The 24322-nt window shown below is 72.4% G+C and carries 28 protein-coding genes; 19 read left to right on the top strand and 9 right to left on the bottom strand.

The annotated features are described in order from the left end of the window. The first annotated feature begins 49 nt into the window (after window positions 1–49). From ACTOWY_RS09635 to ACTOWY_RS09610, 6 genes are all read left to right on the top strand, one after another. Window positions 50–574 carry a PadR family transcriptional regulator gene (locus ACTOWY_RS09635; protein ID WP_441309255.1) on the top strand — a complete coding sequence of 175 codons (525 nt, stop codon included), beginning with the start codon at window positions 50–52 and terminating at the stop codon, window positions 572–574. Beyond that, window positions 571–1260 (top strand): ABC transporter ATP-binding protein, encoded by a 690-nt coding sequence (locus tag ACTOWY_RS09630; protein ID WP_441309254.1) that lies wholly within the window; start codon window positions 571–573, stop codon window positions 1258–1260. Before ACTOWY_RS09635 ends, ACTOWY_RS09630 begins: the two co-directional genes overlap by 4 nt. 31 nt (window positions 1261–1291) lie before the next feature. Continuing rightward, complete coding sequence (locus ACTOWY_RS09625) at window positions 1292–3661, top strand: FtsX-like permease family protein (RefSeq protein WP_441309253.1); 2370 nt, start codon at window positions 1292–1294, stop codon at window positions 3659–3661. Window positions 3662–3678: 17 nt separating this feature from the next. Further along, the gene (locus ACTOWY_RS09620; RefSeq protein WP_441309252.1) at window positions 3679–6006 is read left to right on the top strand and encodes an FtsX-like permease family protein; all 2328 of its coding nucleotides are present in this window, start codon (window positions 3679–3681) and stop codon (window positions 6004–6006) included. Window positions 6007–6013: 7 nt separating this feature from the next. Next, window positions 6014–6496 carry a hypothetical protein gene (locus tag ACTOWY_RS09615; RefSeq protein ID WP_441309251.1) on the top strand — a complete coding sequence of 161 codons (483 nt, stop codon included), beginning with the start codon at window positions 6014–6016 and terminating at the stop codon, window positions 6494–6496. A 196-nt stretch (window positions 6497–6692) separates the two neighbouring features. Then, window positions 6693–7550: a helix-turn-helix domain-containing protein gene (locus tag ACTOWY_RS09610; protein WP_312986332.1), complete on the top strand. Its 858-nt coding sequence runs from the start codon at window positions 6693–6695 to the stop codon at window positions 7548–7550. Window position 7551: 1 nt separating this feature from the next. Here the strand turns inward: ACTOWY_RS09610 and ACTOWY_RS09605 are convergent, their stop codons facing one another. Genes ACTOWY_RS09605 through ACTOWY_RS09595 form a run of 3 tightly spaced genes read right to left on the bottom strand, consistent with a single transcriptional unit; the run spans window position 7552 to window position 8674 of the window. Next, the gene (locus ACTOWY_RS09605; RefSeq protein ID WP_441309250.1) at window positions 7552–7986 is read right to left on the bottom strand and encodes a zf-TFIIB domain-containing protein; all 435 of its coding nucleotides are present in this window, start codon (window positions 7984–7986) and stop codon (window positions 7552–7554) included. Beyond that, on the bottom strand, window positions 7983–8327 hold the full coding sequence (locus ACTOWY_RS09600) for a fluoride efflux transporter FluC (protein WP_441309249.1): 345 nt from the start codon (window positions 8325–8327) through the stop codon (window positions 7983–7985). The genes ACTOWY_RS09605 and ACTOWY_RS09600 overlap by 4 nt, the downstream gene beginning before the upstream one ends. Next, on the bottom strand, window positions 8324–8674 hold the full coding sequence (locus ACTOWY_RS09595; RefSeq protein WP_441309248.1) for a fluoride efflux transporter FluC: 351 nt from the start codon (window positions 8672–8674) through the stop codon (window positions 8324–8326). The genes ACTOWY_RS09600 and ACTOWY_RS09595 overlap by 4 nt, the downstream gene beginning before the upstream one ends. Before the next feature lie 124 nt (window positions 8675–8798). Between ACTOWY_RS09595 and ACTOWY_RS09590 the strand changes: the two genes are divergently transcribed. The 6 genes from ACTOWY_RS09590 (at window position 8799) to ACTOWY_RS09565 (ending at window position 12167) form a co-directional block, all read left to right on the top strand. Next, a complete protein-coding gene (locus ACTOWY_RS09590; protein WP_247755413.1) occupies window positions 8799–9206 on the top strand; it encodes a helix-turn-helix domain-containing protein in 408 nt (135 codons plus the stop codon). 7 nt (window positions 9207–9213) lie between these two features. Continuing rightward, a complete protein-coding gene (locus tag ACTOWY_RS09585; protein WP_441309247.1) occupies window positions 9214–9870 on the top strand; it encodes a hypothetical protein in 657 nt (218 codons plus the stop codon). 125 nt (window positions 9871–9995) lie between these two features. Further along, complete coding sequence (locus tag ACTOWY_RS09580) at window positions 9996–10274, top strand: DUF2516 family protein (RefSeq protein WP_441309532.1); 279 nt, start codon at window positions 9996–9998, stop codon at window positions 10272–10274. After that, on the top strand, window positions 10271–11044 hold the full coding sequence (locus ACTOWY_RS09575; RefSeq protein WP_441309246.1) for an alpha/beta fold hydrolase: 774 nt from the start codon (window positions 10271–10273) through the stop codon (window positions 11042–11044). Before ACTOWY_RS09580 ends, ACTOWY_RS09575 begins: the two co-directional genes overlap by 4 nt. A gap of 28 nt (window positions 11045–11072) precedes the next feature. After that, window positions 11073–11615: a type 1 glutamine amidotransferase domain-containing protein gene (locus tag ACTOWY_RS09570; RefSeq protein WP_441309245.1), complete on the top strand. Its 543-nt coding sequence runs from the start codon at window positions 11073–11075 to the stop codon at window positions 11613–11615. Between the two features lie 9 nt (window positions 11616–11624). Beyond that, the gene (locus ACTOWY_RS09565; RefSeq protein WP_441309244.1) at window positions 11625–12167 is read left to right on the top strand and encodes a YbaK/EbsC family protein; all 543 of its coding nucleotides are present in this window, start codon (window positions 11625–11627) and stop codon (window positions 12165–12167) included. Here the strand turns inward: ACTOWY_RS09565 and ACTOWY_RS09560 are convergent. From ACTOWY_RS09560 to ACTOWY_RS09535, 6 genes are all read right to left on the bottom strand, one after another. Further along, window positions 12161–12736 carry a hypothetical protein gene (locus ACTOWY_RS09560; protein WP_441309243.1) on the bottom strand — a complete coding sequence of 192 codons (576 nt, stop codon included), beginning with the start codon at window positions 12734–12736 and terminating at the stop codon, window positions 12161–12163. The two genes, ACTOWY_RS09565 and ACTOWY_RS09560, sit on opposite strands and share 7 nt — an antisense overlap. 94 nt (window positions 12737–12830) lie before the next feature. Further along, the gene (locus tag ACTOWY_RS09555) at window positions 12831–14003 is read right to left on the bottom strand and encodes an LOG family protein (RefSeq protein WP_441309242.1); all 1173 of its coding nucleotides are present in this window, start codon (window positions 14001–14003) and stop codon (window positions 12831–12833) included. Between the two features lie 30 nt (window positions 14004–14033). Continuing rightward, window positions 14034–14918, bottom strand: coding sequence for a formyltetrahydrofolate deformylase (gene purU / locus ACTOWY_RS09550; RefSeq protein WP_441309241.1), 885 nt, complete (start codon window positions 14916–14918; stop codon window positions 14034–14036). A 38-nt stretch (window positions 14919–14956) separates the two neighbouring features. Next, the gene (locus ACTOWY_RS09545; RefSeq protein ID WP_441309240.1) at window positions 14957–15709 is read right to left on the bottom strand and encodes a maleylpyruvate isomerase N-terminal domain-containing protein; all 753 of its coding nucleotides are present in this window, start codon (window positions 15707–15709) and stop codon (window positions 14957–14959) included. Window positions 15710–15719: 10 nt separating this feature from the next. Next, on the bottom strand, window positions 15720–16550 hold the full coding sequence (locus ACTOWY_RS09540; protein WP_441309239.1) for a class I SAM-dependent methyltransferase: 831 nt from the start codon (window positions 16548–16550) through the stop codon (window positions 15720–15722). Continuing rightward, window positions 16547–17047, bottom strand: coding sequence for a DUF2505 domain-containing protein (locus ACTOWY_RS09535; RefSeq protein ID WP_441309238.1), 501 nt, complete (start codon window positions 17045–17047; stop codon window positions 16547–16549). The genes ACTOWY_RS09540 and ACTOWY_RS09535 overlap by 4 nt, the downstream gene beginning before the upstream one ends. A 17-nt stretch (window positions 17048–17064) precedes the next feature. Between ACTOWY_RS09535 and ACTOWY_RS09530 the strand changes: the two genes are divergently transcribed. From ACTOWY_RS09530 to ACTOWY_RS09500, 7 genes are all read left to right on the top strand, one after another. Further along, window positions 17065–18138 carry a UDP-N-acetylmuramate dehydrogenase gene (locus ACTOWY_RS09530; RefSeq protein ID WP_441309237.1) on the top strand — a complete coding sequence of 358 codons (1074 nt, stop codon included), beginning with the start codon at window positions 17065–17067 and terminating at the stop codon, window positions 18136–18138. 146 nt (window positions 18139–18284) lie between these two features. Beyond that, window positions 18285–19280: a hypothetical protein gene (locus ACTOWY_RS09525; RefSeq protein WP_441309236.1), complete on the top strand. Its 996-nt coding sequence runs from the start codon at window positions 18285–18287 to the stop codon at window positions 19278–19280. Window positions 19281–19467: 187 nt separating this feature from the next. Then, a complete protein-coding gene (locus tag ACTOWY_RS09520; protein WP_441309235.1) occupies window positions 19468–20598 on the top strand; it encodes a L,D-transpeptidase in 1131 nt (376 codons plus the stop codon). Beyond that, a complete protein-coding gene (locus tag ACTOWY_RS09515) occupies window positions 20595–21437 on the top strand; it encodes an alpha/beta fold hydrolase (protein ID WP_441309234.1) in 843 nt (280 codons plus the stop codon). The genes ACTOWY_RS09520 and ACTOWY_RS09515 overlap by 4 nt, the downstream gene beginning before the upstream one ends. Further along, complete coding sequence (mshA, locus tag ACTOWY_RS09510; protein ID WP_441309233.1) at window positions 21434–22717, top strand: D-inositol-3-phosphate glycosyltransferase; 1284 nt, start codon at window positions 21434–21436, stop codon at window positions 22715–22717. Before ACTOWY_RS09515 ends, mshA begins: the two co-directional genes overlap by 4 nt. After that, on the top strand, window positions 22714–23223 hold the full coding sequence (locus tag ACTOWY_RS09505; RefSeq protein ID WP_441309232.1) for a YbjN domain-containing protein: 510 nt from the start codon (window positions 22714–22716) through the stop codon (window positions 23221–23223). The genes mshA and ACTOWY_RS09505 overlap by 4 nt, the downstream gene beginning before the upstream one ends. An 82-nt stretch (window positions 23224–23305) precedes the next feature. After that, entirely contained in the window at window positions 23306–24217 is a 912-nt protein-coding gene (locus ACTOWY_RS09500; RefSeq protein WP_441309231.1) for a DUF4349 domain-containing protein, read from the top strand. Window positions 24218–24322: the final 105 nt, after the last annotated feature.

The following is a 24322-nucleotide window of genomic DNA, read 5'->3' as shown; positions in this document are numbered from 1 at the left end:
TCAGGCCATGTATAGACCGTGTGTATACCTCCCGTGTAGAGTCGGCGCCATGTCAATCGGGCACACCCTGCTCGGGCTGCTGGAAGGCGGTCCCCGGCACGGCTACGACCTCAAACGCGCCTACGACGAGCGCTTTGGGCACGACCGTCCGCTGCACTACGGGCAGGTCTACTCGACGCTGTCCCGGCTGCTCCGCAACGGACTGGTGCAGGTCGAGGGCGTCGAGCAGGGCGAGGGGCCGGAGCGCAAGCGCTACGCCATCACCGGTGCCGGGATCACCGATGTCGGGGCCTGGCTGGCCACGCCGGAGAAGCCGGAGCCGTACCTGCAGAACACGCTGTACACCAAGGTCGTGCTCGCGCTGCTGTCCGGTCGCAGCGCCGCCGACCTGCTGGACACCCAGCGCGCCGAGCACCTGCGGCTGATGCGCGAGCTGACCCAGCGCAAGACCGCGGGCGACCTCGCCGACCAGCTCATCTGCGATCACGCGCTGTTCCACCTGGAAGCCGATCTGCGGTGGCTGGAGCTGACCGCCGCCCGTCTGGACCAGCTAGCCAAGGAAGTCGGGGCATGACCAACGTGAACGGGCCGCTGCTGGCCGGATTCGACCTGCACAAGACCTTCGGTCCCACCCCGGCGCTGGCCGGCGCGGGCATGCAGGTCAGCCCGGGTGAGGTGGTGGCCGTGATGGGGCCCTCCGGCTCGGGCAAGTCCACCCTGTTGCACTGCCTGGCCGGGATCCTGGTGCCGGACTCGGGCCGGGTCAGCTACCGCGACCGGGAGATGTCGGCGATGGGCGAGTCCGAGCGCAGTGCGTTGCGGCGCACCGAGTTCGGCTTCGTCTTCCAGTTCGGCCAGCTGGTGCCGGAGCTGACCTCGGTGGAGAACGTGGCGCTGCCGCTGCGGCTGGGCGGGGTCAAGCGCCGGGAGGCCGAGCGCAGGGCCACCGAGTGGCTGGAGCGGCTGGAGGTCGCCGATGTGCGGGACAAGCGGCCCGGCGAGACCTCCGGCGGCCAGGGGCAGCGGGTCGCGGTGGCCCGCGCGCTGGTCACCGGCCCACGGGTGATCTTCGCCGACGAGCCCACCGGCGCACTCGACTCGCTCAACGGCGAGCGGGTGATGCGGCTGCTGGTCACCGCGGCCAAGGACACCGGCGCCGCGGTGGTGCTGGTGACGCACGAGGCCAGGGTGGCCGCCTACTCCGACCGCGAGGTCGTCGTCCGCGACGGGCGGACCCGCGACGTCGAGCTGGTCGGCTGATGCGCGGGCCCGGGTTTGGGAGTCGCACGTGATGGGTAAGGGCGAAAGGGACACGCGGACGGCTGTTCGCCGCTGGGTCGATGACCTCGCGCTGGGGGTCCGGCTGGCTGTCGGGGGCAGCCGGAACTCCTGGGCGAGGCTCACCCTCACCGCGGTCGGCATCGGCATCGGGGTGGCCGTGCTGCTGCTCGCGGCCTCCTTCTTCAACATCAAGAACGACCACGACGACCGCCGCTACGGCCGGGTGGTGCCCTCCTCGGCACAGCAGCCGGTGCCCGGGCTCGATCCGCTGCTGGCCGCGCGGACCAGCACCGAGTTCCGCGGGCAGAGCGTGCAGGGTGTGCTGGTCCAGCCCAAGGGCGCCACAACCGTGCTGCCGCCAGGGGTCAGCGTGCTGCCCAAGGCCGGTGCGTTCCTGGTCTCGCCCGCGCTGGACAAGCTGCTCGACTCGGCCGAGGGCGAGTTGCTGCGGCCCCGCTTCGACGGACCCCGGCAGCTGATCGCCGCGGCTGGCCTGGTCGGGCCGCACGAGCTGTTCTTCTACGCCGGGGTGGCCGACCTGAGCTGGGCGGCCGATGTCCGGACGGTGTACGCCTTCGGCGAGTCACACAAGTCCGAGCCATTGGAACCGCTGCTGTTGCTGCTGGTGCTGGTCGGGGCCAGCACCATGCTGATCCCGGTGGTGGTCTTCATCGCCACCAGCACCCGGCTGGCCGCCGCCGCCCGCGACCGCAGGCTGGCCGCGCTGCGGCTGGTCGGCGCGGACGCGGCGCAGACCCGGCGGGTGGCCGCGGGCGAGACGCTGATCGGCGCGGTGCTCGGGGTGCTGCTCGGTGGGGCGGTGTTCCTGCTCGGCAGGCAGCTGGTGGAGCTGGTCGAGCTGTGGGGCACCAGCATCTTCGCCGCGGACGTGCGGCCCTCGCTCTGGCTGGCCGCGCTGATCGCGCTCGGCGTGCCGGTGCTCGCGGTGGTGGTGTCCATGGCCGCGCTGCGCAACACCCTGGTCGACCCGCTCGGCTCGGTGCGGCAGGCCAGACCGATCACCCGCAAGCTCGCCTGGCGGCTGGTCCCGCTGGTGTTCGGCGGTGGGCTGCTGGCCGTGCAGGCCGGCGGTCTGATCAGCCCGGACGGCAACGCGAGCACCGGCTCCAGCCGGGACATCGCGCTGATCGCGGTCGGGGTGATGTTGCTGCTGCTGAGCATTCCGCTGTTGCTGCCGTGGGCGATCGAGAAGACGGTCGGCCTCTTCCGCGGCGGCCGCCCGGCCTGGCAGCTCGCGGTGCGGCGGATGCAGCTGGACAGCGGCACCTCGGCCAGGGTGATCGGCGGGCTCGCGGTGGTGCTGGCCGGTGGCATCGCGCTGCAGACCGTGCTGATGACCGCCGAGCGGGACTTCCCGCCTGCCGAACGGCCAGCGGACGCGACCAGGCTGATGGTGAGCGTGCGTTCGGGCGCTGTGGATCCGCAGGCGGTGCTCGGGCAGCTGCGCCGCACCCCCGGCCTGATCTCGGCCACCGGCATCGCGAGCACGCTGGCCCGTGGGCCGGGCAACAACGACTTCTACTCGGTCGTGCTGGCCGATTGCGCGGAGCTGAGCAGGCAGACCGACATCACCGACTGCCGTCCGGGCAAGGCCTGGCTGGTGGCGCCGACTCCCGGCAGCACCGACCCGACCCCGACCCCGCCGCCTGCCCCCGGCCAGCAGCTGATGATCGATGTCGAAGGGGCAGGCAGGGGCCCGGCCTGGCAACCCAACTGGACCGTGCCAGCCAAGCTCATCCCGGCCAAGGCCCGTCCGGGCGGCGACTACTCGCTCGGCCCCGGCATCCTGCTGCCGACCGGCAGCCTGTCGCCGGAGCTGACCAGGCAGCTCTACCTCTCCGCCTACCTGCGGGTCGACCCGGCCCAGCCAGATGCCGCCGAGCACGTGCGCAACGTGCTGGGCCCGTTCAGCTGGCGGGCCTCGGTGCACCCGCAGTACTACGACCACGCCGACAACCGGGAACGCGCGCAGAGCTATGCCACCGTGCGGCGCGGGGTGCTCATCGGCGTGCTGGTCGCGCTGCTGCTGGCCGCGGCCAGCCTGCTGGTGATCGGCTTCGAGCAGGTGCGGGAACGACGCAGGCCGCTGGCGGTGCTCTCGGCCAACGGGGTGCCGCGGCGCACCCTGGCCGGTTCGGTGCTGTGGCAGAACGCAGTGCCGGTGCTGCTGGCCGCGGTGGTCTCGGCGGGGGCCGGGATCGGGCTGGGCGCGCTGCTGCTGCGCACCGTGCGCAGGCCGCTGCTGCTGGACTGGACCTCGGTCGGGGTGTCCGCGGGCGCGGCGGTGCTGGCGGCGCTCGTGGTCAGCCTGCTGACGCTACCGTCGGTGCTGCGAGCCATGCGGCCGGAGGGCCTATGAGCGGAATGAGCACTGGCATGAGGCAGCGGTCGGCTGCGGATGAGGTCCGGATCGGGCAGTGGCTGGGTGAGCTGCTGCTCGGCGCCCGGCTCGCGCTCACCGGCGGTCGCGCGGCCTGGGCCCGGCTGATGCTCTCCGCGGTCGGCATCGGGCTGGGCGTGATGGTGCTGCTGCTGGCCGCCTCGGTGGGCAATGCCCAGCAGGGCAAGGCCGACCGGATCGCCGCCCGTGAACTGGCCAAGGGCGAGCCGGGCAAGGCAGGCGCCGGGAACCCGACCCACCTGCTGTCCAGGGACGTCGGGCAGTACTGGCGTGGCCAGTACATCGCCGGGGTCGAGCTGGGCGCCGACGGCGAGGTGCCGAGGCTGCCACCAGGGCTGGACCGGTTGCCAGGGCCGGGGGAGATCGTGCCCTCGCCCGCGCTGTCCCGGCTGCTCACCGAACCCGGCAACGAGCTGCTGCGGGACCGCCTGCCCAGCAAGGAGATCGGCCGGATCGGCGACGCCGGGCTGGACCGGCCCGGCGAGCTGTACTTCTACACCGGACTGCCCGAGCAGCTGCGCGCGCAGGCATCCCCGGTGCTGCGGATCGGCGACACCGTGGACACCCAGCCGATGGACGAGCTGTTCCAGCTGCTGCTCACCGCGGCCGCCGCCGCGCTGCTGGTGCCGATCGGGGTCTTCGTGCTGGTCGCCACCCAGATCGGCGCGGGCGCCAGGGAGCAGCGGCTGGCCTCGATCCGGCTGGTCGGCGCCGATCCGGGCCAGGCGCGGCGGATCGCGGCCGGGGAGTCGCTGGCCGCCGCGCTGCTCGGCCTGGGCGTTGGCGCGGCGCTGTTCCTGCTGGCCCGCTCGCTGGCCGCGGTGGTGGAGATCGACCAGATCGGCTTCCACCCCGCCGATGTGGTGCCCAGCGCGCCGATCACCACGCTGCTGGTCTTCGGGGTGCCGGCCACCGCGGTGGCCGCGGCGCTGTTCGCGTTGCGGCGACTGGAGATCGGCCCGCTCGGTGTGGTCCGCCGGGCCGATCCGCCCTCGCGCAGGCTGAACTGGCGGCTTGCCCTGGCCGGGCTGGGCGTGGCGGTGCTGGCCGCCAACATCCCGCTGCGGACGTTGGGCCGGGTAGCCGAGGACTGGCGCGGCACCCTGCTCGCCATCGGCATCGCGCTGGTGCTGGCCGGGGCCGCCGCGCTGCTGCCCTGGCTGGTGGAGCGGGTGGCCGAGCGCTGGCGGCCGCCGTGGGTGGCCGCGCTGCTCGCGGTGCGCCGGCTGCGCTTCGAGTACGCCACCACCAGGGTGGCCGCGGGCGTGGTCACCGTGCTGATCGGCGCGATCGCGCTGCAGGTGCTGGTGACCACCATCGCCCGCACCGAGTTCCCGTCCGGCTACTACCCGAGCACCACGCCGGGCGAGGTCATGCTCTACGGGTCCGAGGGCAAGCCCGATCCGGTCCGGGTGCGCGCCGAGGTCGGCAAGGTGCCGGGAGTGGCCCAGATCGGCGAGCTGCGCCCGGCCTACACCGAGGACAACCGCGCGCTCCAGGTCACCGACTGCGCCACCATCCGGCAGCTCTTCGGGGTGACCGACTGCCGGCCCGGCGGGGTCTACCAGGCGAGCAACTCGCGGGAGCAGTTCCGGCCCGGCACCGTGGTCCGGCTGCGCCCCACCGGCAGCGGGGCCGCCTTCGACTGGCGGGTGCCCGCGGTGGAACGGGCCGAGAGCGGCAACGGCTGGCTGGGCCGCAACCTGTCCTCGACCCTGGTGGCATCCGGGGCCGACCCGCGGCTGGACACGATGCCGGTGAGCTACATCTGGGTCCGCGGGCCCGCCGACGATCCGCAGCTGGCTGAGCGGGTGCTGACCGCGGTGGCCAAGGTGGATCTGGCCATCCGGGCCCTGGACCTGCCGCTGTCCCGGAACTCGACCGCGGTCACCTTCCAGAGCGTGCGCGGCGGCGTGCTGGCCGGGACCGTGGTGGTGGTGCTGCTCGCGGTGCTGAGCCTGGTGGTGGCCGCGGTGGACCAGCTGCAGGAGCGGCGCAGGCAGTACTCGGTGCTGGCCGCCAGCGGCGTGCCGCGGCGCACCCTGGGCTGGGCCACGCTCTGGCAGAACGCGGTGCCGACCGCGATCGGACTGGCGCTGGCCGCGCCCGCCGGGGTGGGACTGGCCGCGCTGGTGTTGCGGGTCATAAGCGGCAGCGGCTCCCGGGTCCGCCAGATTGTGGTGAACTGGGGAGACGTGGCCATGATTCTGGGCGCGGGCGCCGCGCTGATCTTCCTGGTGACCCTGTCAACCTTGCCGGCCCTGCGTTCCGCGGTCCGGCCCAGCGGCCTTCGCTTCGAGTGACCCGGACGTGAGCTGGCCGCTGCTCACCCTGTTCGGCGTGGCCGTCGGCAGTGGCATCCTGCCGATCTTCAGCGTCGAGCTGTACCTGGTCGGACTGTCCGCGGTCCGCCCGGATCTGCACTGGTTCGCCGCCGGTCTGGTCACCGGCGCCGGGCACGTGCTGGGCAAGATGGTGCACTACTACGCCGCGCGCGGAGTGCTCAACCTGCCCTGGATCACCCGGCGGATCAACGCCTCCAACGGGCGCTTCGCCACCTGGTTCCGGCACTTCCAGGACACCTGCGCGCACCGGCCGTGGTGGAGCTTCTTCGTGGTGCTGCTCAGCGCCTCGGTGGGCATCCCGCCGTACACGATCCTGGTCGTGGTGGCCGGGGCCGGGCGGCTGCCGCTGAAGGTGCTGCTGCCCGCCGCGCTGATCGGCCGGGTGGCCCGGTTCTGCGTGCTGGCCAGCGGCGGCAGCCTGCTCGGGAGCGTGGACTGGGGCTTCTGAGCCGCACATATTCCAGGTGGCCGGGCGGTGCGGGCGCGCGCACCGCCCGGCCACCTCGACGCTAGATGAGAATATTCAGCGCGGCGATGCGCCGAATGCGGGTCGTTTTCGTGACCTACGGTGAGCCCTGTTGAGGGTTGGTCCCCGATCGCGCGACACTGCGGCCAGCAGTAGAGCCGAACAGGGGAGCTGACGCGTGGCCCAGGTGCAAAGCCCGACCGTGGGGCGCCGCCGACTCGGCACCGAACTACGTCAGCTCCGCGAGGCCGCGGGGCTGACCCACGTCCAGGTCGCCGAGGCGCTGGACTGCTCCCAGGGCAAGATCTCCAAGATCGAGACCGGCCGGGTCCCGGTGCGGACCCTGGAGGTCCGGGCCATGGCCGAGTTGTACGGCGCGGCCGAGGACCGGGTCGAGATCCTGCTGGGCCTGGCCAAGGACTCCAAGCAGAAGGGCTGGTGGCAGTCCTACGGCACCGGCGCGGTGCCGCCCGGCTTCGACACCTTCCTTGGCCTGGAGGCCGCGGCCAGCTCGCTGCGCACCTTCAGCAGCGGCCTGATCCCCGGCCTGCTGCAGACCAAGGAGTACGCCTACGAGCTGCTCAACGCCTGGTCCCCGGTGGAGCGCACCGACGTGGAGAGCAGCCTGGCGCTGCGACTGGCCAGGCAGGAGCGGCTGACCGGGGTCAACCCGCTCAGCCTGTGGGCGGTGGTGGAGGAGGCCGCGCTGCGCAGGCTGGTGGTGCCTGCCGACGCGATGCGCCAGCAGCTCCGGCACCTGCTGCACCTGGCCTACCGGGCCAACGTGACCGTGCAGGTGCTGCCCAACTCCGCGGGCGCGCACCCGCTGATCGGGGACAACGTGGCGCTGCTGGAGTTCCCCGACCCGGTGGACCCGCCGGTGGTGTTCCTGGAGAACTCGGCTGGCTGGCAGGGCATGAAGAAGGCGGCCGAGGTGCGCCGGTACAAGCTGGCCATGGACCACCTGACGATGGCCGCGATGAGTCAGAAGGACTCGGTCGCGCTGATCGCCAAGATCGCCGACGAACTCGTCTGAGCTACAGGTCGAACAGCTCGGAGAGGATGTCTTTCTTCTTCTTGCGCCGCCGGTAGTACGGGTCGTGCGCGTACGGGTCGTGGCCGTACGGCGCGGGCTGGCCGTAGCCCGGCGGCACCGGCGGCGGGGCGTAACCCGGCGGCTGCCCGTAGGCAGGCGGCGGCGGGTAGCCCGGCTCCGGCTGGTACGGCGGGGGCTGGGCGGCGACCGGCTGGTCCACCGGCACCGGGTTCGCGCCGCTGGTGGCGGTGCTCGCGGCGGCGGCCTCCTCGCGCTCGCGGGCCTCGGCGGCCTGGCGGTAGATCAGCGCCGCGTCCACGAGGCGTTCCAGCTCGCCGCGGTCCAGGAAGATGCCCTTGCAGTCCTGGCACACGTCGATGTGCACACCGGTGCGGTCCACGGTCTGCATGATGTCCTGGCACTTCGGGCAGATCACCAGACCAGGGTACCCAGCAGGAAGCCGGTGGCGGCGGCCAGAACTCCGGCAGCCACGCTGCCCGCCACGGTGAGCGCCGCCTTGCTCCTTGGCAGCAGCCGGGTTTCGTGCGCGAAGGTCGAGTAGGTGGTCAGCGCGCCGCAGAAACCGGTGCCCAGCAATGCCATCGCCGGTGCGGCCACCATCGCGCCGGCCAGCCAGCCGAGCAGCAGCGAACCCGCGATGTTCACCGCGAAGGTGCCCCAGGGCAGGCCAGGGAAGCGCCGGGTGGCCCACTGGGTGACCAGGTGGCGCAGCGGGGCGCCGACGGCCGCGCCCAGCACCACCAGCAGCGCGGTCACCGGGAGATCCGCTCGCCGAGCAGGTGCCCGGCCCAGACCGCGGCCAGCGCGGCGAGCAGGGTGCTCGCCAGGTAGGCGGCGGCCTCGGCGGCGCGGCCCTCCTGCACCAGGCGGACGGCGTCCACGGTGTAGGCGGAGAAGGTGGTGAAGCCGCCGAGCACCCCGGTGCCCAGGAACGGGCGCAGCGCGGAATCCGCGGCGGTCAGGCTCATCAGCAGGCCGATCAGCAAGCAGCCCAGGACGTTCACGCCGACCGTCGGCCAGGGGCCCGGCAGGGCAAGTCCGATGGTGTGGCGGGCCAGGGCGCCGAGGGCGCCACCGGCGGAGATGAGCAGCAGGACCGGCATCCGACCACGGTAGGCGCTGGCCCGATCGGGTGTGTGCGAGGCCACCGGGGAACTGGTAGCAGGCCGCTTGCAACAGCTAGCACTCTTGCGTACGGTCGAAGACAGGCGAGCGGAGGTGACCCCCATGGGCGAGGACAACAACAAGTCGGTCAACCAGGTGGTCGCTGATCTCGGCCGTGATATCGGTGACTACATCCGCACCCAGCGGGCGAACGCGCAGATCTCGTTGCGCCAGCTGGCCAAGCTCGCCGGTGTGTCCAACCCGTACCTCAGTCAGATCGAGCGCGGGTTGCGCAAACCGAGCGCCGAGATCCTGCAGCAGATCGCCAAGGGGCTGCGGATCTCCGCCGAAGCGCTCTACGTCCAGGCCGGAATCCTGGAGGAGCGCCCAGGTGGGCCCGTCATCGACGCCGTGCTCGCCGACCTTGACCTCAACGAGCGGCAGAAGCAGGTGCTGCTCGACGTCTACGAGTCATTCCGGCGGGAGAACGCCGCCGCGACCCCGCCAGCCGATTCACCCACCGAGGAGTGATCCAGTAATGCCCGCACTGCCCACCGCCGAAGACGTCCGCAAGGCCACCGAGCAGGCCGCGATCGTGTTCAACACCGCCATCGAGCAGGCCCGCACCCCGCTGCTGGCCGCCCTCGGCGCCGGTGACCTGGCCGCCAAGGCCGTCGTGGACGCGCTGACCAAGGCCCGCGAGACCGTCGGCGAGCGCGCCGAGAAGGCCACCACCGCGGTGAACGACCTGCCCGCCGAGCTGGGCGAGCTGCGCAACAAGCTGGACCCGGCCGAGTTCCGCAAGATCGTGGACGCCTACACCCAGGCCGCCCAGCAGCTCTACGGCTACCTGGCCGAGCGCGGCGAGGCCACCCTGGACAAGCTGCGCAGCAACCCGCAGGTGCAGACCGCCCAGCACCGGGTCGAGGAGGCCGCGGCCGAGGTTCGCGAGCTGGCCGACGACGTGCTCGGCAAGGTCACCCGCCGGACCCGCGTGGCCGGTGAGAAGACCGCCGCCGCCGCGGAGAAGGCCGCCGAGAAGATCGAGGACGTCGCGGTGAAGGTCGAGGAGGCAGGCGCGAACGTGGCCGCCGCCACCAAGACCGCCACCCGCAAGCCGGCCGCCAAGCCCGCCACCGGCGCCCGCAAGACCACCGGGCCCAGCACCACCGGCTCGCGCAAGACCACGAGCTGACCTGGCTCGACCGCATAACCTGCCACCGCCGACCTGCCCCGAACTGGTCGGCGGTGGCTTTCGTCGCCGACCCGCTCCGCGCCGCCCGCGCTTCGCCGTACCCTGGTGGTGTGCTCGCGCCAGCAATGTGGATCATGACGATCATCCATTTCGCCGCCATCCCGGTCGGCCTGTTCGCGTTCGTGCACGCCCTGCTGCAACGCGCGGACGCCTTCACCGCGGCGGAGAAGCTCAGCAAGCCGGCCTGGCTCGGCATCACCGGTGGCGGCACCGCCGCGCTGGCGCTGTTCGCCTTCGGCGGTCCTGGCTCGCTGTTCTGGATGGCGGGCATGGTGGCGGTGCTGGTCTACCTGGTCGACGTCCGGCCCAGGGTGTCCGACGCTCAGCGCGGTCCGCGCTGGTGAGTCCGTCCCTGGCCGAGGCCAACGGCGTGCGCTGGAGCGCGCACGGCACCGGCGGCCCGGTCACCCTGCTCATCCCCGGCCTTGGCGCCACCCCCGGCGAGGCCCGGCTGCCCGCGGTCGGCCTGGCAGGCACCAGGGTGGTGCTGACCCTGCCCAGCCACGGCGAGTCCCCGGCCGCGCCACCCGGCTACTTCCGCTACCAGACGATCGCCGCCGATGTGCTCGCGGTGGCCGACGAGGTCGGCGCGACCGCCGCCATCGGCACCTCCCTCGGCGCCAGCGCCCTGCTCGCCATCGCCGCGAATCACCCTGCCCGGTTCGAGCGCCTGGCCCTGCTGATCCCCGCCGTGCTCGACCAGCCGCGCACGGCACAGGGCGCTGATCCGCTGGCCCGGATGTCCGCGGCCACCGAGCACGCGCTGAGCACCGGTGACAGCAGCCGCCTGCAGGCCGTGGTCGCGGGCGAGCTGCCGCCAGGCCAGGACTTCGCCGACTACGTGGACAAGCGGGTGGCCGCGTTGCTGCGCCTGCGCGAGGCGCTGACCAGCCTGCCCGCCCAGGTGCCGGTCCCCGACGTGTCCGCGCTGGCCGAGGTGACCGCCCGGGTGCTGGTGGTCTCGGCCACCGGCGACCCACTGCACCCGGAGCACGTGGCCAAGTCGGTGGCCGCCGCGCTGCCGCTGTCCCGGCTGGAAGTGTTGCCCTCGCTGATCCCCCTGGTCACCCACCGCCGTGAACTGCGCGCGCTGCTCGCCGACTGGGCGGTGTAAGCCCGGCCGCACCGGGTAGGCCCTGGTCATGGACAAGCGCATCGCGTTCCTCGTCGCGGGCGAGGGCATCGAACAGGCCGAACTGACCGAACCCTGGGCCGCGGTGGAAAAGGCGGGCGGCGTGCCGAGACTGCTGTCCGGCAGGCTGGGTGTGGTCCGCGGCTACCACCACCTGACCCCGGCGGATGAGTTCACCGTGGACGTGGCGCTCGGCGACGCCGACCCGGCCGACTACGCGGGCGCCGTGCTGCCCGGCGGCGTGGCCAACTCCGACGACCTGCGCACCGACGACCACGCGGTCCGGTTCGTCCAGGCCATGGCCGCCGCGGGCAAACCGATCGCCGCGATCTGCCACGCCCCCTGGCTGCTGGTGGAGGCCGACCTGCTCCGCGGCAAGACCCTGACCTCCTACCCCAGCCTGGCCACCGACATCCGCAACGCCGGCGGCGACTGGGTGGACCAGGAGGTGAAGGTCTGCGACGGCAACGGCTGGCACCTGGTGACCAGCCGCGCCCCGAAGGATCTGCCAGCCTTCAACCTGGCCGCGCTCAGGGAGTTCGGGCTGGACTAGCCTGCGACCATGACCGGCTGGACCATCGCAGGCACCCTCACCGTGCACCCCGCCCTGGACCGCCTCGACCTGCTCGCCGACCCGGTGACCAGGCAGCTCCGCACGCTGGACGCCGAGCACTGCGGCGTCGCCGAGATCAACCCCGACCTGGCCGACACCGCGGCCTTCTGCGCCGAATACGGCTCCCCGCTGTCCGCCTCGGCCAACTGCGTGCTCGTCGCCGGCCGCCGCGGTGACGCGGTGCGCTACGCGGCCTGCCTGGTCCTGGCGACCACCCGGGCGGATGTGAACGGCGTGGTGCGCAAGCGGCTGGACGCGCGCAAGGCGAGTTTCGCGCCGATGGAGGAGGCGGTCAGCCGCACGGGCATGGCTTATGGCGGGATCACGCCGATCGGGCTGCCCGCGGACTGGCCGATCCTGCTGTCGCCGGAGGTCGCCGAGGCGCCGGAACTGGTGATCGGCAGCGGGGTCCGGCACAGCAAGCTGCTGGTGCCGGGGGCGCTGCTGGCCAAGCTGCCCAACGCGGAGGTTCTGCCGGGGTTGGCTCAGTAGGTCCACTCCCATCCGGTGTTGCTCGACGGGCGGTAGACGAGTGTGCCGTGAGCGTGTTTGCTGAACAGCACGACTGTCCCGGCGAGCTTCGAGGCTGGCGAGTACGGCCGAAATGGCAGCTGGTCCTTGGGGCAGTTGCCGTACCCCTCGGGGAACAACTCTGACTCGGTCAGCCCGTCCGGGCCGACAACCTCGAAGTCGTTGGGCACGATTGACCAGGAGTCGTCGGTAGGCAGCTTCTCAGTGGTCCGCACGGTGAAGCTCAACAGCAGCATGTGCTTGCCGTCAGTCTTGCTCCACTTCGCCTTGCACGGCGGGTCGACCTCGATGGCGGTCAGGGTGAACTCGGCGGCCAGCTCGTCGTTCTCGCCCCAAGCGGCCAGTTCCCCCACGCTCTTCATCAGGTTGCCTCGCGGGGACCTCTTGCGGCTGGTGGTAGGGCTGGGGGCGGGCGATGAGGTTGGAGCGGCGGTCGTGGTGCTGGTCGTCGGCGGGGCGGCAACGGGCGGCGGGGCGCTCGCGCAGGCGGACAGCAGCAGGACGGACAGGCAGGCGACGGCAAGCTTCATGCGATCCCTCGCTTCGGCTGGGGGTGTCCCGTCCGTCGCGAAAGAGTGCGGATTGGTTAGTCCGGTTGGCCGTATCGTGACGCGACCGAAACGGTCAGTTGCCCGCGTAGTCCTCCAGCAGCGCGACCGCCTCCGCTGGATCGTCCGTGATCAGGATCCACCGCTCCGCCGCCCGCCCCTTGGCCAACCGGTGCAGCAGGTCGGCCACCGGCATCTCCTCGGTCCAGAATCGCTTGCCCAGGAACACCATCGGCGCGGCGGGGCCGACGCTCTCGTAGTAGTTCTGGGTCAGGTCCTGGAAGATCTCCTGGACGGTGCCCGCGCGGCCTGGGGTGTACAGGACGCCGCCGGTGGCCACGGTGAGCAGGCCGTCCTCGCGGACGGAGTTGGCGAAGTACTTGGCGTGCAGTTCGCACAGGGGGTTGGGCGGTTCGTGGCCGTAGAACCAGGTCGGGATGCCGATGGTGCGGGGCAGGGATTCCGGTTCCGGCAGGTCGAGGGACAGGCCGGCGTGCACCCAGCGACCGATGGTGGCGTCGTCCACTGTGGACGAGTCGGTGGCGTGGAAGGCGGGGGCGGCGGCCAGTTCTGACAGGGCTTTGGTGAGTTGGTCGTCGTCCATTGTGGACAGTCGTACGCCCAGTGGGATGGCTTCCATGGCGCCGGGGCCGCCGCCGGTGAGCACGGTGAACCTGGCGGGGCTGCGGCCGATGGCGCGGCCCAGTTCGGCGGCCTGGCGGTACTCGGGGCTGTCCCGGCGGAAGGCGTGGCCGCCCATCACCGCGACCGGGTTGGCCCGGCCGGCCACCGCGCAGGCGGCCAGCAGGTCTTCCAGGGCCTCGGTGATGGCGTGGTCGTGCAGGCGTTCGGCCAGGGCGTGCAGGGGATCCGGGTGGTGGCCGGTAGTGCCGCCGATCGACCTGCTGTGCCGGTAGACGCGGGCGTCGGGGGTGTCCCGGTAGGTCTCCGGGTGGCGTGGGTCCAGGCCGGTGAACAGCTCGGCGACGGTGTACAGCGTGGAGCGGTAGGCGCGGTAGGGCAGTTCCGGGATGTCCGGGAACACCAGGGCGCCGCTGGCCTCGGCGCGGTCGCGGGCCGCGGGGGCGAGCCGGCAGCCCAGCAGCAGGGCGCCGTCCAGGCTGGTGCGCAGCAACTCGTTCTCCGCCGCGCCGGTCAGGTCCAGCCCGACCAGCACCGTGTGCCGCAGGTCCCGCCCGGCTGCCCGGTGCTCCCGCAGCGCTTCCAGCTCACCGATCTCGATCCGCACCCGGACCAGGGTAGGCCCGCGCGGCTCCGGCTAGTGGAAAACCACAGTTCTGTTGCCGTGCACCAGCACCCGGTCCTCCACATGCCAGCGCAGTCCCCTGGCCAGCACCACCTTCTCGATGTCGGTGCCCTTGCGCACCATGTCGGCCACCGAGTCGGTGTGGTCCACCCGGCCCACCTCCTGCTCGATGATCGGCCCGGCGTCCAGGTCCGCGGTGACGTAATGACACGTCGCGCCGACCAGTTTCACGCCGCGGGCATAGGCCTGGTGGTACGGGCGGGCGCCCATGAACGAGGGCAGGAAGCTGTGGTGGATGTTGAGCGCCTTGCCGGACCAGGCCGCGCACAGCTCGTGCGGCAGCACCTGCATGAACCGGGCCAGCACCACCGCGTCCGGGCGCTGGGAGTCCACCAGCTGGCGGATCTGGGCGAAGGCCGCCTGCTTGCCCTCGGGATCCTTGCCCGCCACCGGGAACGGCACGTGGTGGAACGGGATGCCGTGCGCCCGGGTGATCCCGGCCAGGTCGGCGTGGTTGCCGATCACCGCGCGCACGTCCACGTTCAGCTCGCCGGAGGCCACCCGGCCCAGGATGTCGTAGAGGCAGTGCCCGGCCTTGGACACCAGGATCACCACCCGGCGCTTCTGGCCGGTGTCGGTGACCCGCCAGTCGCTCTGCACACCCAGTTCCCTGGCCACCGCGGCGAAGCGGTGCCGCAGCTCGGCCACGTCGAAGGGCAGCGAGTCCGCACGCACTTCCTGGCGGGTGAAGAACCAGTTGGTGTCGGTGTCGGTGTGGTAGGCCGCTTCCACGATCCAGCCGCCCTGCTCGGCGAGGAAGGTGGAGATCCGGGCCACGATGCCGGTGCGGTCCGGGCAGCCCAGGGTGATCACATAGCGTCGTTCACGGGCGGACATGGCTGGTCAGTCTGCCCTTCGCGGCCGCGTTCACCTGGTCAGGGGGTGCCCAGCTGGTCGAGCAACTCAGAGTTCCCGGTCACCACGGCGGTGTTCGGCCGGTTCCACAGCCGCCGGTAGATCGCGTCCGCGGTGCCCGCGACCACCGTGTCGGTGTCGATGCCACTGCCCTGCACCGGTCCCACCTCGGCGCGCTGACCGGGGATCAGGGTGAGCACCATGGCCAGACCGGCGTCGGCGGCGTGGAAGAGGATGGTGCCCTGCTCGGTGCGCTCCTCGTGCTTGCGGAACAGCAGCGCCATGACCAGCGCCTCCTCGATGCCGTCCGCGGCGAAGCGGGGCTCGAACCGCAGCTCCCTGGCCGGGTCCACGCCACCGGCCACCTCGTGCAGCGCGTGCTCGGCGTCCAGCCGGTGGATGGCCACCTCGTGCGCCATCCGCCTGGCCCACATCGCGCCGGGCTCGGGCAGGGACATGCCGAAGGCCCAGGCGGGCGCCGTGCGGCCCTTGTCGGCGAGCAGGCCGATCAGCCGTTCCTGCTCGGCCAACCACCAGGCGTGCAGTTCGGCCCAGTCCTGTGGCGCGGGCGGGAACTCCGGCCGCACGTCCACGATCCCCGCGGTCAGGTTGTCCGCCGCCCAGGCCTGCGCGCGGGCCTGGTGCGCGACCAGCTTGTGCACGGTCCACTCCGGACAGGTCGGGACCTGCGCCGCCGGACCTGCCTTGAGCGCGGCTGCCCGCATGGCCTCGGAATGAACTCGGATCTGCTCGAGGAAGTCGGTGTGCTCCACCACACAGAGCCTACGGACGCGGGCCGTAGACCGCGTCCGCATTGAGCGTGACCTCGCCCAGCCGCCACCGGTTCCGGCGATCGAGCACCGGCCAGTCCCGTTCGGCGAGCAACCGCACCGCCTCCACCCAGCGGGCTCTCGGGCCGTAGGGCGCGAACGGGGCCGCGCTGGCCCAGCAGGCGTCCAGCTCGGCCAGCAGCGCGTGCACCCGCTCACCGGGCACGTTGTGGTGGATCAGCGATTTGGGCAGCCGTTCGGCCAGGTCGGAGGGCTGCTCCAGGTCCGAGGGCAGGCAGGCCAGGGTGAAGGTCAGCGGGCGGTCGGCGTCCAGGGTGACCCAGCAGCAGCGGCGGCCGATCTCATCGCAGGTGCCCTCCACCAGCAGCCCGCCGGGGGCCAGCCGGGACTGCATGGTGGCCCACGCCTCCGCGGCCGCGGCCTCCTCGTACTGGCGCAGCACGTTGAACGCGCGCACCAGCGCCGGCCGCCGCCCGGCCAGCTCGAACCCGCCGCGGCGGAACTCCAGCCCCGGCCGCTCGGCCGGTTTGGCCGCGTCCACCCGCTCCTGGTCGATCTCCAGGCCGAGCACCCGCAGATCCGGCCGCAGCCCGCCCAGCCGGTCGGCCAGCTCCACCGCGGTGATCGGCGATGACCCGTAGCCCAGGTCGATGACCAGCGGATCCGCCGCGGCGCGCAGGGCGTCCGCGGTGAGCGGGGTGCTCGCGATCCACCGGTCCACCTTGCGCAGCCGGTTCGGGTTGGTGGTGCCCCTGGTGGGCAGGCCGAGCGTGCGCGCCCGGCCCGCGGCGTAGCGCGGCGCCCGTTTGCGGACCTGGTTCACGAGCGTTCGGACAGCCAGCGCTGGGTGAACTCGTGCTCGGTGTCCAGCAGCCTGGCCACCTGCTCGATGACCGCCCGCTCCACCTTGCCGCCGACGAAGGGCAGCGAGACCGACACCTGCAACCGCCCGGCCACCCGGCAGCCCTGACCCGCGGCGCTGATCGCGATCGAGCACTCGATGGTCGCCGGCGCGCCGGGCACGGTGGCGTGCACCGAGGCGGTGGCGCCCTCGCCGCTGGGCCGCCAGGTCTCCACCCGCTCGATCACCAGGTCGCCGGGGATCAGGGTGCGCACGAAGGAGGGCAGCTTGTCCGCCGGGATGCCCTGGCGCAGCTTGAGCACGGTCTCGGCGCCAGTGGCGGCGAGCGAGATCAACTCGCCCTTCGGGCCGCCCACCGCGGCCAGCCGGTCGCGCAGATAGGTCTCGTCGACCATGGTCGCGGCCACCCGTGCGGCGGGGAAGGAGTAGCCGTGCGAGGTCTCGGTGCTGGTTGCCACGGGGTGTCACGCTACCGTTGAACGTCGTGACCACACCCGTGCCGTTGGCTGGCTACACCACCCTGCGCCTTGGCGGCCCGGCCTCGGTGTTCCTGGAAGCGACGAAATCCACCGAGGTCATCGAGGCCGTCCGGACCGCCGACCAGGCGGGTGAACCCCTGCTCGTGCTGGGCGGGGGGTCCAACCTGGTCATCGGCGACGCGGGCTTCGAGGGCACCGTGGTGCGCGTCGCCACCCGCGGCCGAGGGCACGACCCGCTCGGTGACGGCCTGGTCCGGCTGACCGTGGAGGCCGGCGAGAACTGGGACGACGTGGTCGCCGACGCGGTGGCCAACGACCTCGGCGGCCTGGAGGCGCTCTCCGGCATCCCCGGCCTGGTCGGCGCGACCCCGGTGCAGAACGTGGGCGCCTACGGCGTCGAGGTGGCCGACCTGCTGCTCTCGGTGGACCTGCTGGACCGGCGCAGCGGCCAGGTGCGCCAGGTCAGCACCGCCGAACTGGGCCTGGGCTACCGCACCAGCGTGCTCAAGGGCACCGACAACGCGGTGGTGCTGCGGGTCTCCTTCGCACTGCGCACCGGCGGCCAGTCCGCCCCGGTCCGCTACGCCGAACTGGCCAACACCCTGGGCGTGGAACTGGGCGCCAGGGTGCCCGCCGCCCAGGTGCGGGACGCGGTGCTCGCGCTGCGCACCGGCAAGGGCATGGTGCTGGACCCTGACGACCACGACACCTGGAGCGCCGGCTCCTTCTTCACCAATCCGATCGTGGCCGAGGCCGACCTGCCCAGGGTGCTCTCGCTGATCCACGCCCGGCTCGGCCCGGAGATCAAGGTGCCGCGCTACCCGGGCGGCGCGGGCCGGGTGAAGCTGTCCGCGGCCTGGCTGATCGAGCGGGCCGGGTTCCTGCGCGGGCACGAGGCCGCCGACGGCCGGGTCTCGCTCTCGCACAAGCACACCCTGGCGCTGACCAACCGCGGCAAGGCCGACACCGAGGACCTGCTGACGCTGGCCCGCGAGGTGCGCGACGGCGTGCGCGGCGCGTTCGAGGTCGATCTGCACCCGGAACCGGTCTTCGTCGGCTGCGCGCTCTGACAGGTCGACCTGGCAAGCAGGTCTCCGTGACCTGCGGGAACAAAACTCGTGTGAGCTGGGCAACCGGCCAAACGAGTGACGCCAAGTGACGGGCTCCTCACCCCGAGTGTTTCATGGACGGTGAAGTACCGGATCGAGGAGTTCGCATGACCAGCGCGGAGGACAACAGGCGCAGGGCGGCGATCCGGCCGGTGAAGCGGCGACACGAGGACACCCTGCTCGACCTGCCCGGAGTCGTCGCGGTGGACATCGGCGCGCAGACCACGGGTGGCCTGCGCACCGGCCGGCCGGCCATCGTGGTGTCGGTGCGGGTGAAAAGGCCCGCGCGCACGGTGGCGCACGGCCAGTTGCTGCCTGCCGAGATCGACGGGGTGCCGGTGGACGTCATCGAGGAGGACGTCCTGCTGCACCCCGCGCTGCTGCGCGCCGACGCCGCCCCGGAGCGCTCCGGCGAGTCCTACCCGGCGCTGGTCGGCGGGATCAGCGTCGGCCCGTGCCGGTCCATCCAGATGGTCCCGCCGCAGGCCCCCGAGGCAGGCGAGTACGTCACCGTGGGCACCCTGGGCCTGCTGGTGGCCGCCCGCGCGGACCGGCGGCGGGTGTTCGGCCTGACCAACTTCCACATCGCCTGCGTGGACGACGCCTGGGCGGTGGGCGATGCGATGACCCACCCGTCCCGGGTCGACGGCGGCCGCTGCCCGGCCGACATCGTGGGCAGCCTGGCCAGTTCGGCGCTGTCCGGTTGCGTGGACGCGGCGCTGATCGCGCTGACCCCGGACCGCCCGTGGCGGCGGGAGATCGCCCAGCTGGGCAGGCCGGGCGGCTGCGCGCCCGCGCTGCTGGGCAGCCTGGTGCGCAAACGCGGCCGGACCACCGGGCTGACCCAGGGCGTGGTGGTCTCCACCGACGTCACGCTCTGCCTGGACTACGGCGACAGCCTGGGCAGACGGCGGCTGCGGGACCAGATCAGGGTCACCGCGGCCGAGGGGATCTTCGGCGACCGCGGCGACTCCGGCGCGGTGCTGGTGGACCCGGACAACCAGGTGGTGGGCCTGCACTGCGCGGGCACCCTGGGCGGCGGCAGCGGCTTCGCCAACCCGATCACCCGGGTGCTCGACGAACTCGACGTGGTGCTGGCCTAGAACGGCCCATCCTGATCATCCGGTTCAGCCGCAACCCCAATGTGAGAAGTGACACATCGCTTTGGGGCACCCCCTTACGGGCATGGGGCGTCCTGGAGATGAGGGCACCCTTGACGGGGTGCCGGATGCGTGGAGGTCGACTGTGGTTGCTCAACGACGGGGACGGGGACGGTCCCTGCTCGGCTTGATGGGGTTGTTCACCGCTGGTGCGCTGCTGCTTTCCGCCTGTACCGGCGGTGCGGGCGGGGATGGCGGCGGCACCAGCAAGGCCGACGCGCCACCGGTCGCCAAGGTCAGCGTGGAGCCGGGGGACGGCGCCAAGGACCTCAGCCCGCGCGCGCCGGTCAAGGTCTCGGTCGCCGAGGGCTCGCTGGATGAGGTGACGCTGACCGCGGACGGCAAGGCGGTCGCTGGCAAGATCGCCGCGGACAAGAAGACCTGGGCGCCGGACAAGGCGCTCGAATTCGGCAAGAGCTACACCCTCGGCGGCTCGGCCACCGGCACCGACGGCAAGAAGGTCGAGATCAAGGGCGGCTTCGCCACCCAGGCCGCGGGCAAGCTGATGCGGGCCACGATCAACCCGGTGGACAACGCCACCGTGGGCATCGCGATGCCGGTCAAGGTCGAGTTCGACGAGGCCCCGCAGGACCGGGCCGCGGTGGAGAAGGCGCTCAAGGTGGAGACCTCGGTGCCGGTGGAGGGGGCCTGGGCCTGGCTCAACCCCAAGGAAGTGCACTACCGGCCCAAGGAGTTCTGGCCGGCCAACACCCAGGTCAAGGTGACCGCGGACCTGTTCGCGGTGCCCTATGGCAAGAACGTCTTCGGCCGGGCCAGCCTGAGCACCAAGTTCACCATCGGCCGGGCGCAGATCGTCGAGGCCAGCGTGGCCACCAAGCGCATGATCGTGAAGCGGGACGGCCGGGAGCTGATGAACCTGCCCGCCAGCCTCGGCGATGAGAGCAAGCCGGACCTGCGCACCGCGAACGGGATCTACATGGTCTCCGAGCGCAACGCCACCGAGCGCATGGTCAACGAGAAGTACAAGTACGACGTCACCAAGAAGTGGGCGGTGCGCATCGCCAACAGCGGTGAGTTCATCCACGAGAACCAGGACAACGCGGGCAACCTGGGCAAGCGCAACACCTCGCACGGCTGCATCAACCTGAGCGAGGCGGACGCGAAGCGGTACTTCGACAGCGCGCTGATCGGCGACCCGGTGATCATCTCCGGCTCGGCAGGCACCAAGGGCGCGGTGTCGGACACCTACGACTGGCGGATCGACTGGCCGACCTGGCTGTCGAAGTCGGCGCTGAGGTGACCACCACGATCACCGGCCACGGCGGCACGCGGCTCGCGCTGCGCACCGCCGGGCCGGTGGGCGCGCCGGCGCTGGTGCTGCTGCATGGCTGGGCGCAGAGTTCGGCGGTGTGGCGGCGGCTGCTGGCCGACCCCGGCCTGACCGAGCGGTACCGGCTGCTCGCGCCGGACCTGCGCGGCCACGGCGACTCCGCGGTGCCCGATGGCGGCTACGACGACCCGGCGGCCTGGGCAGGGGACCTGGCCGCGGTGCTCGAACACGCCAGCGGACCGGCGGTGGTGCTCGGCTGGTCCTACGGCGGGCTGGTGATCGCGGACTACCTGCGGGTGTGCGGCGACGCCGCGCTGGCCGGGATCGTGCTGGTCGGCGCGGTCACCGAGATCGGCCCGGACCGGCCGGGCGGCGCCACCGGCCCGGTCATGACCACCGGGCTGCGCGAGATGCTCTCCCCGGATGACGAGGTGGCCCGGCCCGCGCTGCGCGAGTTCATCGCGAGCGGCACCGCCGTGCCGATGAGTCAGGACGAGCAGGACCGGCAGCTCGGCACCGCGCTGGCCACCCCGGCCGCGGTGCGCAAGGCCGTGTTCAAGCGGGACATCGGCAGTGCCGAGGCGCTGACCGCGGTGACCGTGCCCACCCTGGTGCTGCACGGGGACTCCGATGAGGTGGTGCTGCCGGTGGCCGGTCGCTACGCCGCGGACACCGTGCCCGGCGCGGCGGCCAGCTGGTACCCGGGCTGCGGGCACGCCCCGTTCCTGGAGCGTCCGGCCGACTTCGACGTTGAGCTGGCCCACTTCCTGACGCGCTGCCACGTGGAGCACGGCAAAATGGGGTTGTGAGACGTAGAGGCATCGGTCGCGCGGGCAGAGTCGCCGTGCTGTCCCTGCACACTTCCCCACTTGAGCAGCCAGGCACCGGCGACGCCGGTGGGATGAACGTCTACATCGCCCAGACCGCGGTCCGGCTGGCCCAGCGCGGCACCGCCGTCGAGGTCTTCACCAGGGCCACCTCCTCCGAGCTGCCGCCCACGGTCGAACTCGCGCCAGGGGTGACCGTGCGGCACGTGCCCGCCGGGCCGTACGAGGGGCTGGCCAAGAACGACCTGCCCGCCCAGCTCTGCGCGTTCAGCGCGGGCGTGCTGCGCACCGAGGCCAGCCACGCGCCCGGCTACTACGACGTGGTGCACTCGCACTACTGGCTCTCCGGGCACGTCGGCTGGCTGGCCAGGGACCGCTGGGGGGTGCCGCTGGTGCACACCGCGCACACCCTGGCCAAGGTCAAGAACCTCGCGCTGGCCGCGGGGGACACCCCGGAACCGCAGGTCCGGGTGATCGGCGAAGAGCAGGTGGTGGCCGAGGCGGACAAGCTGGTGGTCAACACCGAGGTCGAGGCACAGGAGCTGACCGGGCTGTATCAGGCCAGGCCGGACCAGGTGGCCGTGGTGCCGCCAGGGGTCGACCTGGAGCGCTTCACCCCCGACGGCCGGGCCGCCGCGCGGGCCGAGCTGGGCCTGGCCCCCGATGCCGTGGTGCTCGCCTTCGTCGGCCGGATCCAGCCGCTCAAGGCGCCGGACGTGCTGCTGCACGCCGCCGCCGAAATGATCGACCGCGATCCCGGGCTGCGGGCCCGGCTGGTGGTGCTGATCGTCGGCGGGCCCTCCGGCACCGGACTGGAGCAGCCGACCGTGCTGCACGAGCTGGCCGCCCGGCTGGGCATCGCCGAACTGGTCCGCTTCCTGCCGCCGCGGCCGGGCGCCGCGCTGGCCACGGTGTACCGGGCCGCCGACGTGGTCGCGGTGCCCAGTCACTCCGAGTCCTTCGGCCTGGTCGCGCTGGAGGCGCAGGCCTGTGGCACCCCGGTGGTCGCCGCCGCGGTCGGCGGGCTGCCGGTCGCGGTGGCCGACGGGGTCTCCGGACTGCTGGTCCCGGACCACCGCGCGGGTTCCTGGGCGGACGCGCTGGGGTACCTGGCACTGGAGCCCACCCGGTGGCGGGAGTTCGCCGCCGCCGCCCCCGCGCACGCCGCGGCGTTCTCCTGGGACCACACCGCCGAGCGGCTGCTCGCGGTGTACGGCCAGGCGGCCGCCGCGCTGCGCACCACCCTGGAGATCGCGGTATGAGCCTGGACCAGTTGATCGAGTCCACTTTGGACGGTCAGGAACTCAAGTACACCAAGCGGGAGCAGGGCCGGTGGTTCGTCAGCCTGCCCGGGGTGCAGAAACTCCAGACCAACCTGTGGCTGATCCTGGGCCGCCAGTCGCTGCTGGTGGAGGCGTTCGTCTGCCGCCGCCCGGACGAGGGCCACGAGCAGGTGTACCGGTTCCTGTTGCGCCGCAACGCCCGGCTCTACGGCGTGCACTACACCGTGGACCCGGCAGGCGACATCTACCTGATCGGCCGGATCGGCCTGCACGCGGTCACCGCGGACGAGCTGGACCGGGTGCTCGGCCAGGTCCTAGAAGCCGCCGACGGGGACTTCAACACGTTGCTGGAACTGGGTTTCGCCGGGGCCATCCGGCGGGAGTGGGACTGGCGGGTCTCCCGCGGCGAGTCACTGGCCAACCTGCAGGCGTTCAAGCACCTGGTGACCTCCCCGCATGAGGGTCCGGTGCACGCCGAGTCCTGATCGTGACCGGGGCCGGGCAACGGCCGTCACCCCGCACTCCGTCCGATCGTTGTATCGCAGACGACGATGGGGGTCGGACGACATGGCAGGACGATCATTGCTCGCCCTCGGCGCACTGGGCCTGGTGCTGGTGGCCGGATGCTCGGGGGCGGGTGAACGGGCCAACACCGCGGTCGGGGTCGCCGAACCCGCGGCAGGCGGCTCCGCCCAGCAGGGCTTCAGCGGCGGCCCCGGCGACGCCAAGGCGCCGATGGAGAAGGGCGCGGCGACCGAGAAGGGCGCCAGCGCCCCGGAACCGGCCGCGCTGGAGGCCCGGCAGCTGATCAGGACCGCGCGGATCGAGCTGAGCGTGGCCAAGGTCGAGGAGGCCGTGCGCAAGGCCCAGGAAGAGGCCAAGGCGGCCGGCGGGTTCGCCAGCGAGGAGAACGCGCGCGAGCAGCGGGCCACGCTGACCGTGCGGGTGCCCGCGGACAAGCTGGACGAGGTGCTCAACCGGCTCGACGACCTCGGCAAGGTCATCGTGCGCGAGCAGCGCTCCCAGGACGTCACCGACGCGCTGGTGGACACCAAGAGCAGGCTGGAATCGCAGCGGGCCAGCGTGAACCGGGTGCGCGCGCTGCTGGAGCGGGCCAACACGGTCAGCGAGATCGTGCAGGTCGAGGGTGAGCTGACCAAGCGGCAGGCCGAGCTGGAGTCCTTGCAGCGCAGGCTGGAGTCGATGTCCAAGCAGGTCGCCATGGCCACCGTGTCGGTGTCCCTGGTGCGCACCGACCAGGCCGCCGCACCCAGCGGGGACGGGTTCCTGGACGCGCTGGCCGCCGGCTGGCGGGCCTTCCTGGGCACGGTCAACGGACTGCTGATCGCGCTGGGCGCCTCGCTGCCGTTCCTGGTGGTGCTGGGCCTCGCGGGCGCGCTGGTGATCGTGCTGCTGCGCCGCCGCCGGAATGCCGCCGCCCCGGCCGCGCCGGTGGCCACCGAGAACCCGGTGGGCTGAAGGGTGTCGCGCGGGGCGGCCCGGGAGAGAGGGGGAGTCGCGAGCTCGAGCCGCCCCGCGTCCACAAGCTCCCGCTACGTCGGACCACTGCGGGCGGGGGGAGCC

The organism is Crossiella sp. CA198, from assembly GCF_052078295.1.
Taxonomy (GTDB): domain Bacteria; phylum Actinomycetota; class Actinomycetes; order Mycobacteriales; family Pseudonocardiaceae; genus Crossiella.
This window is presented reverse-complemented; position numbering and strand designations above follow the sequence as displayed.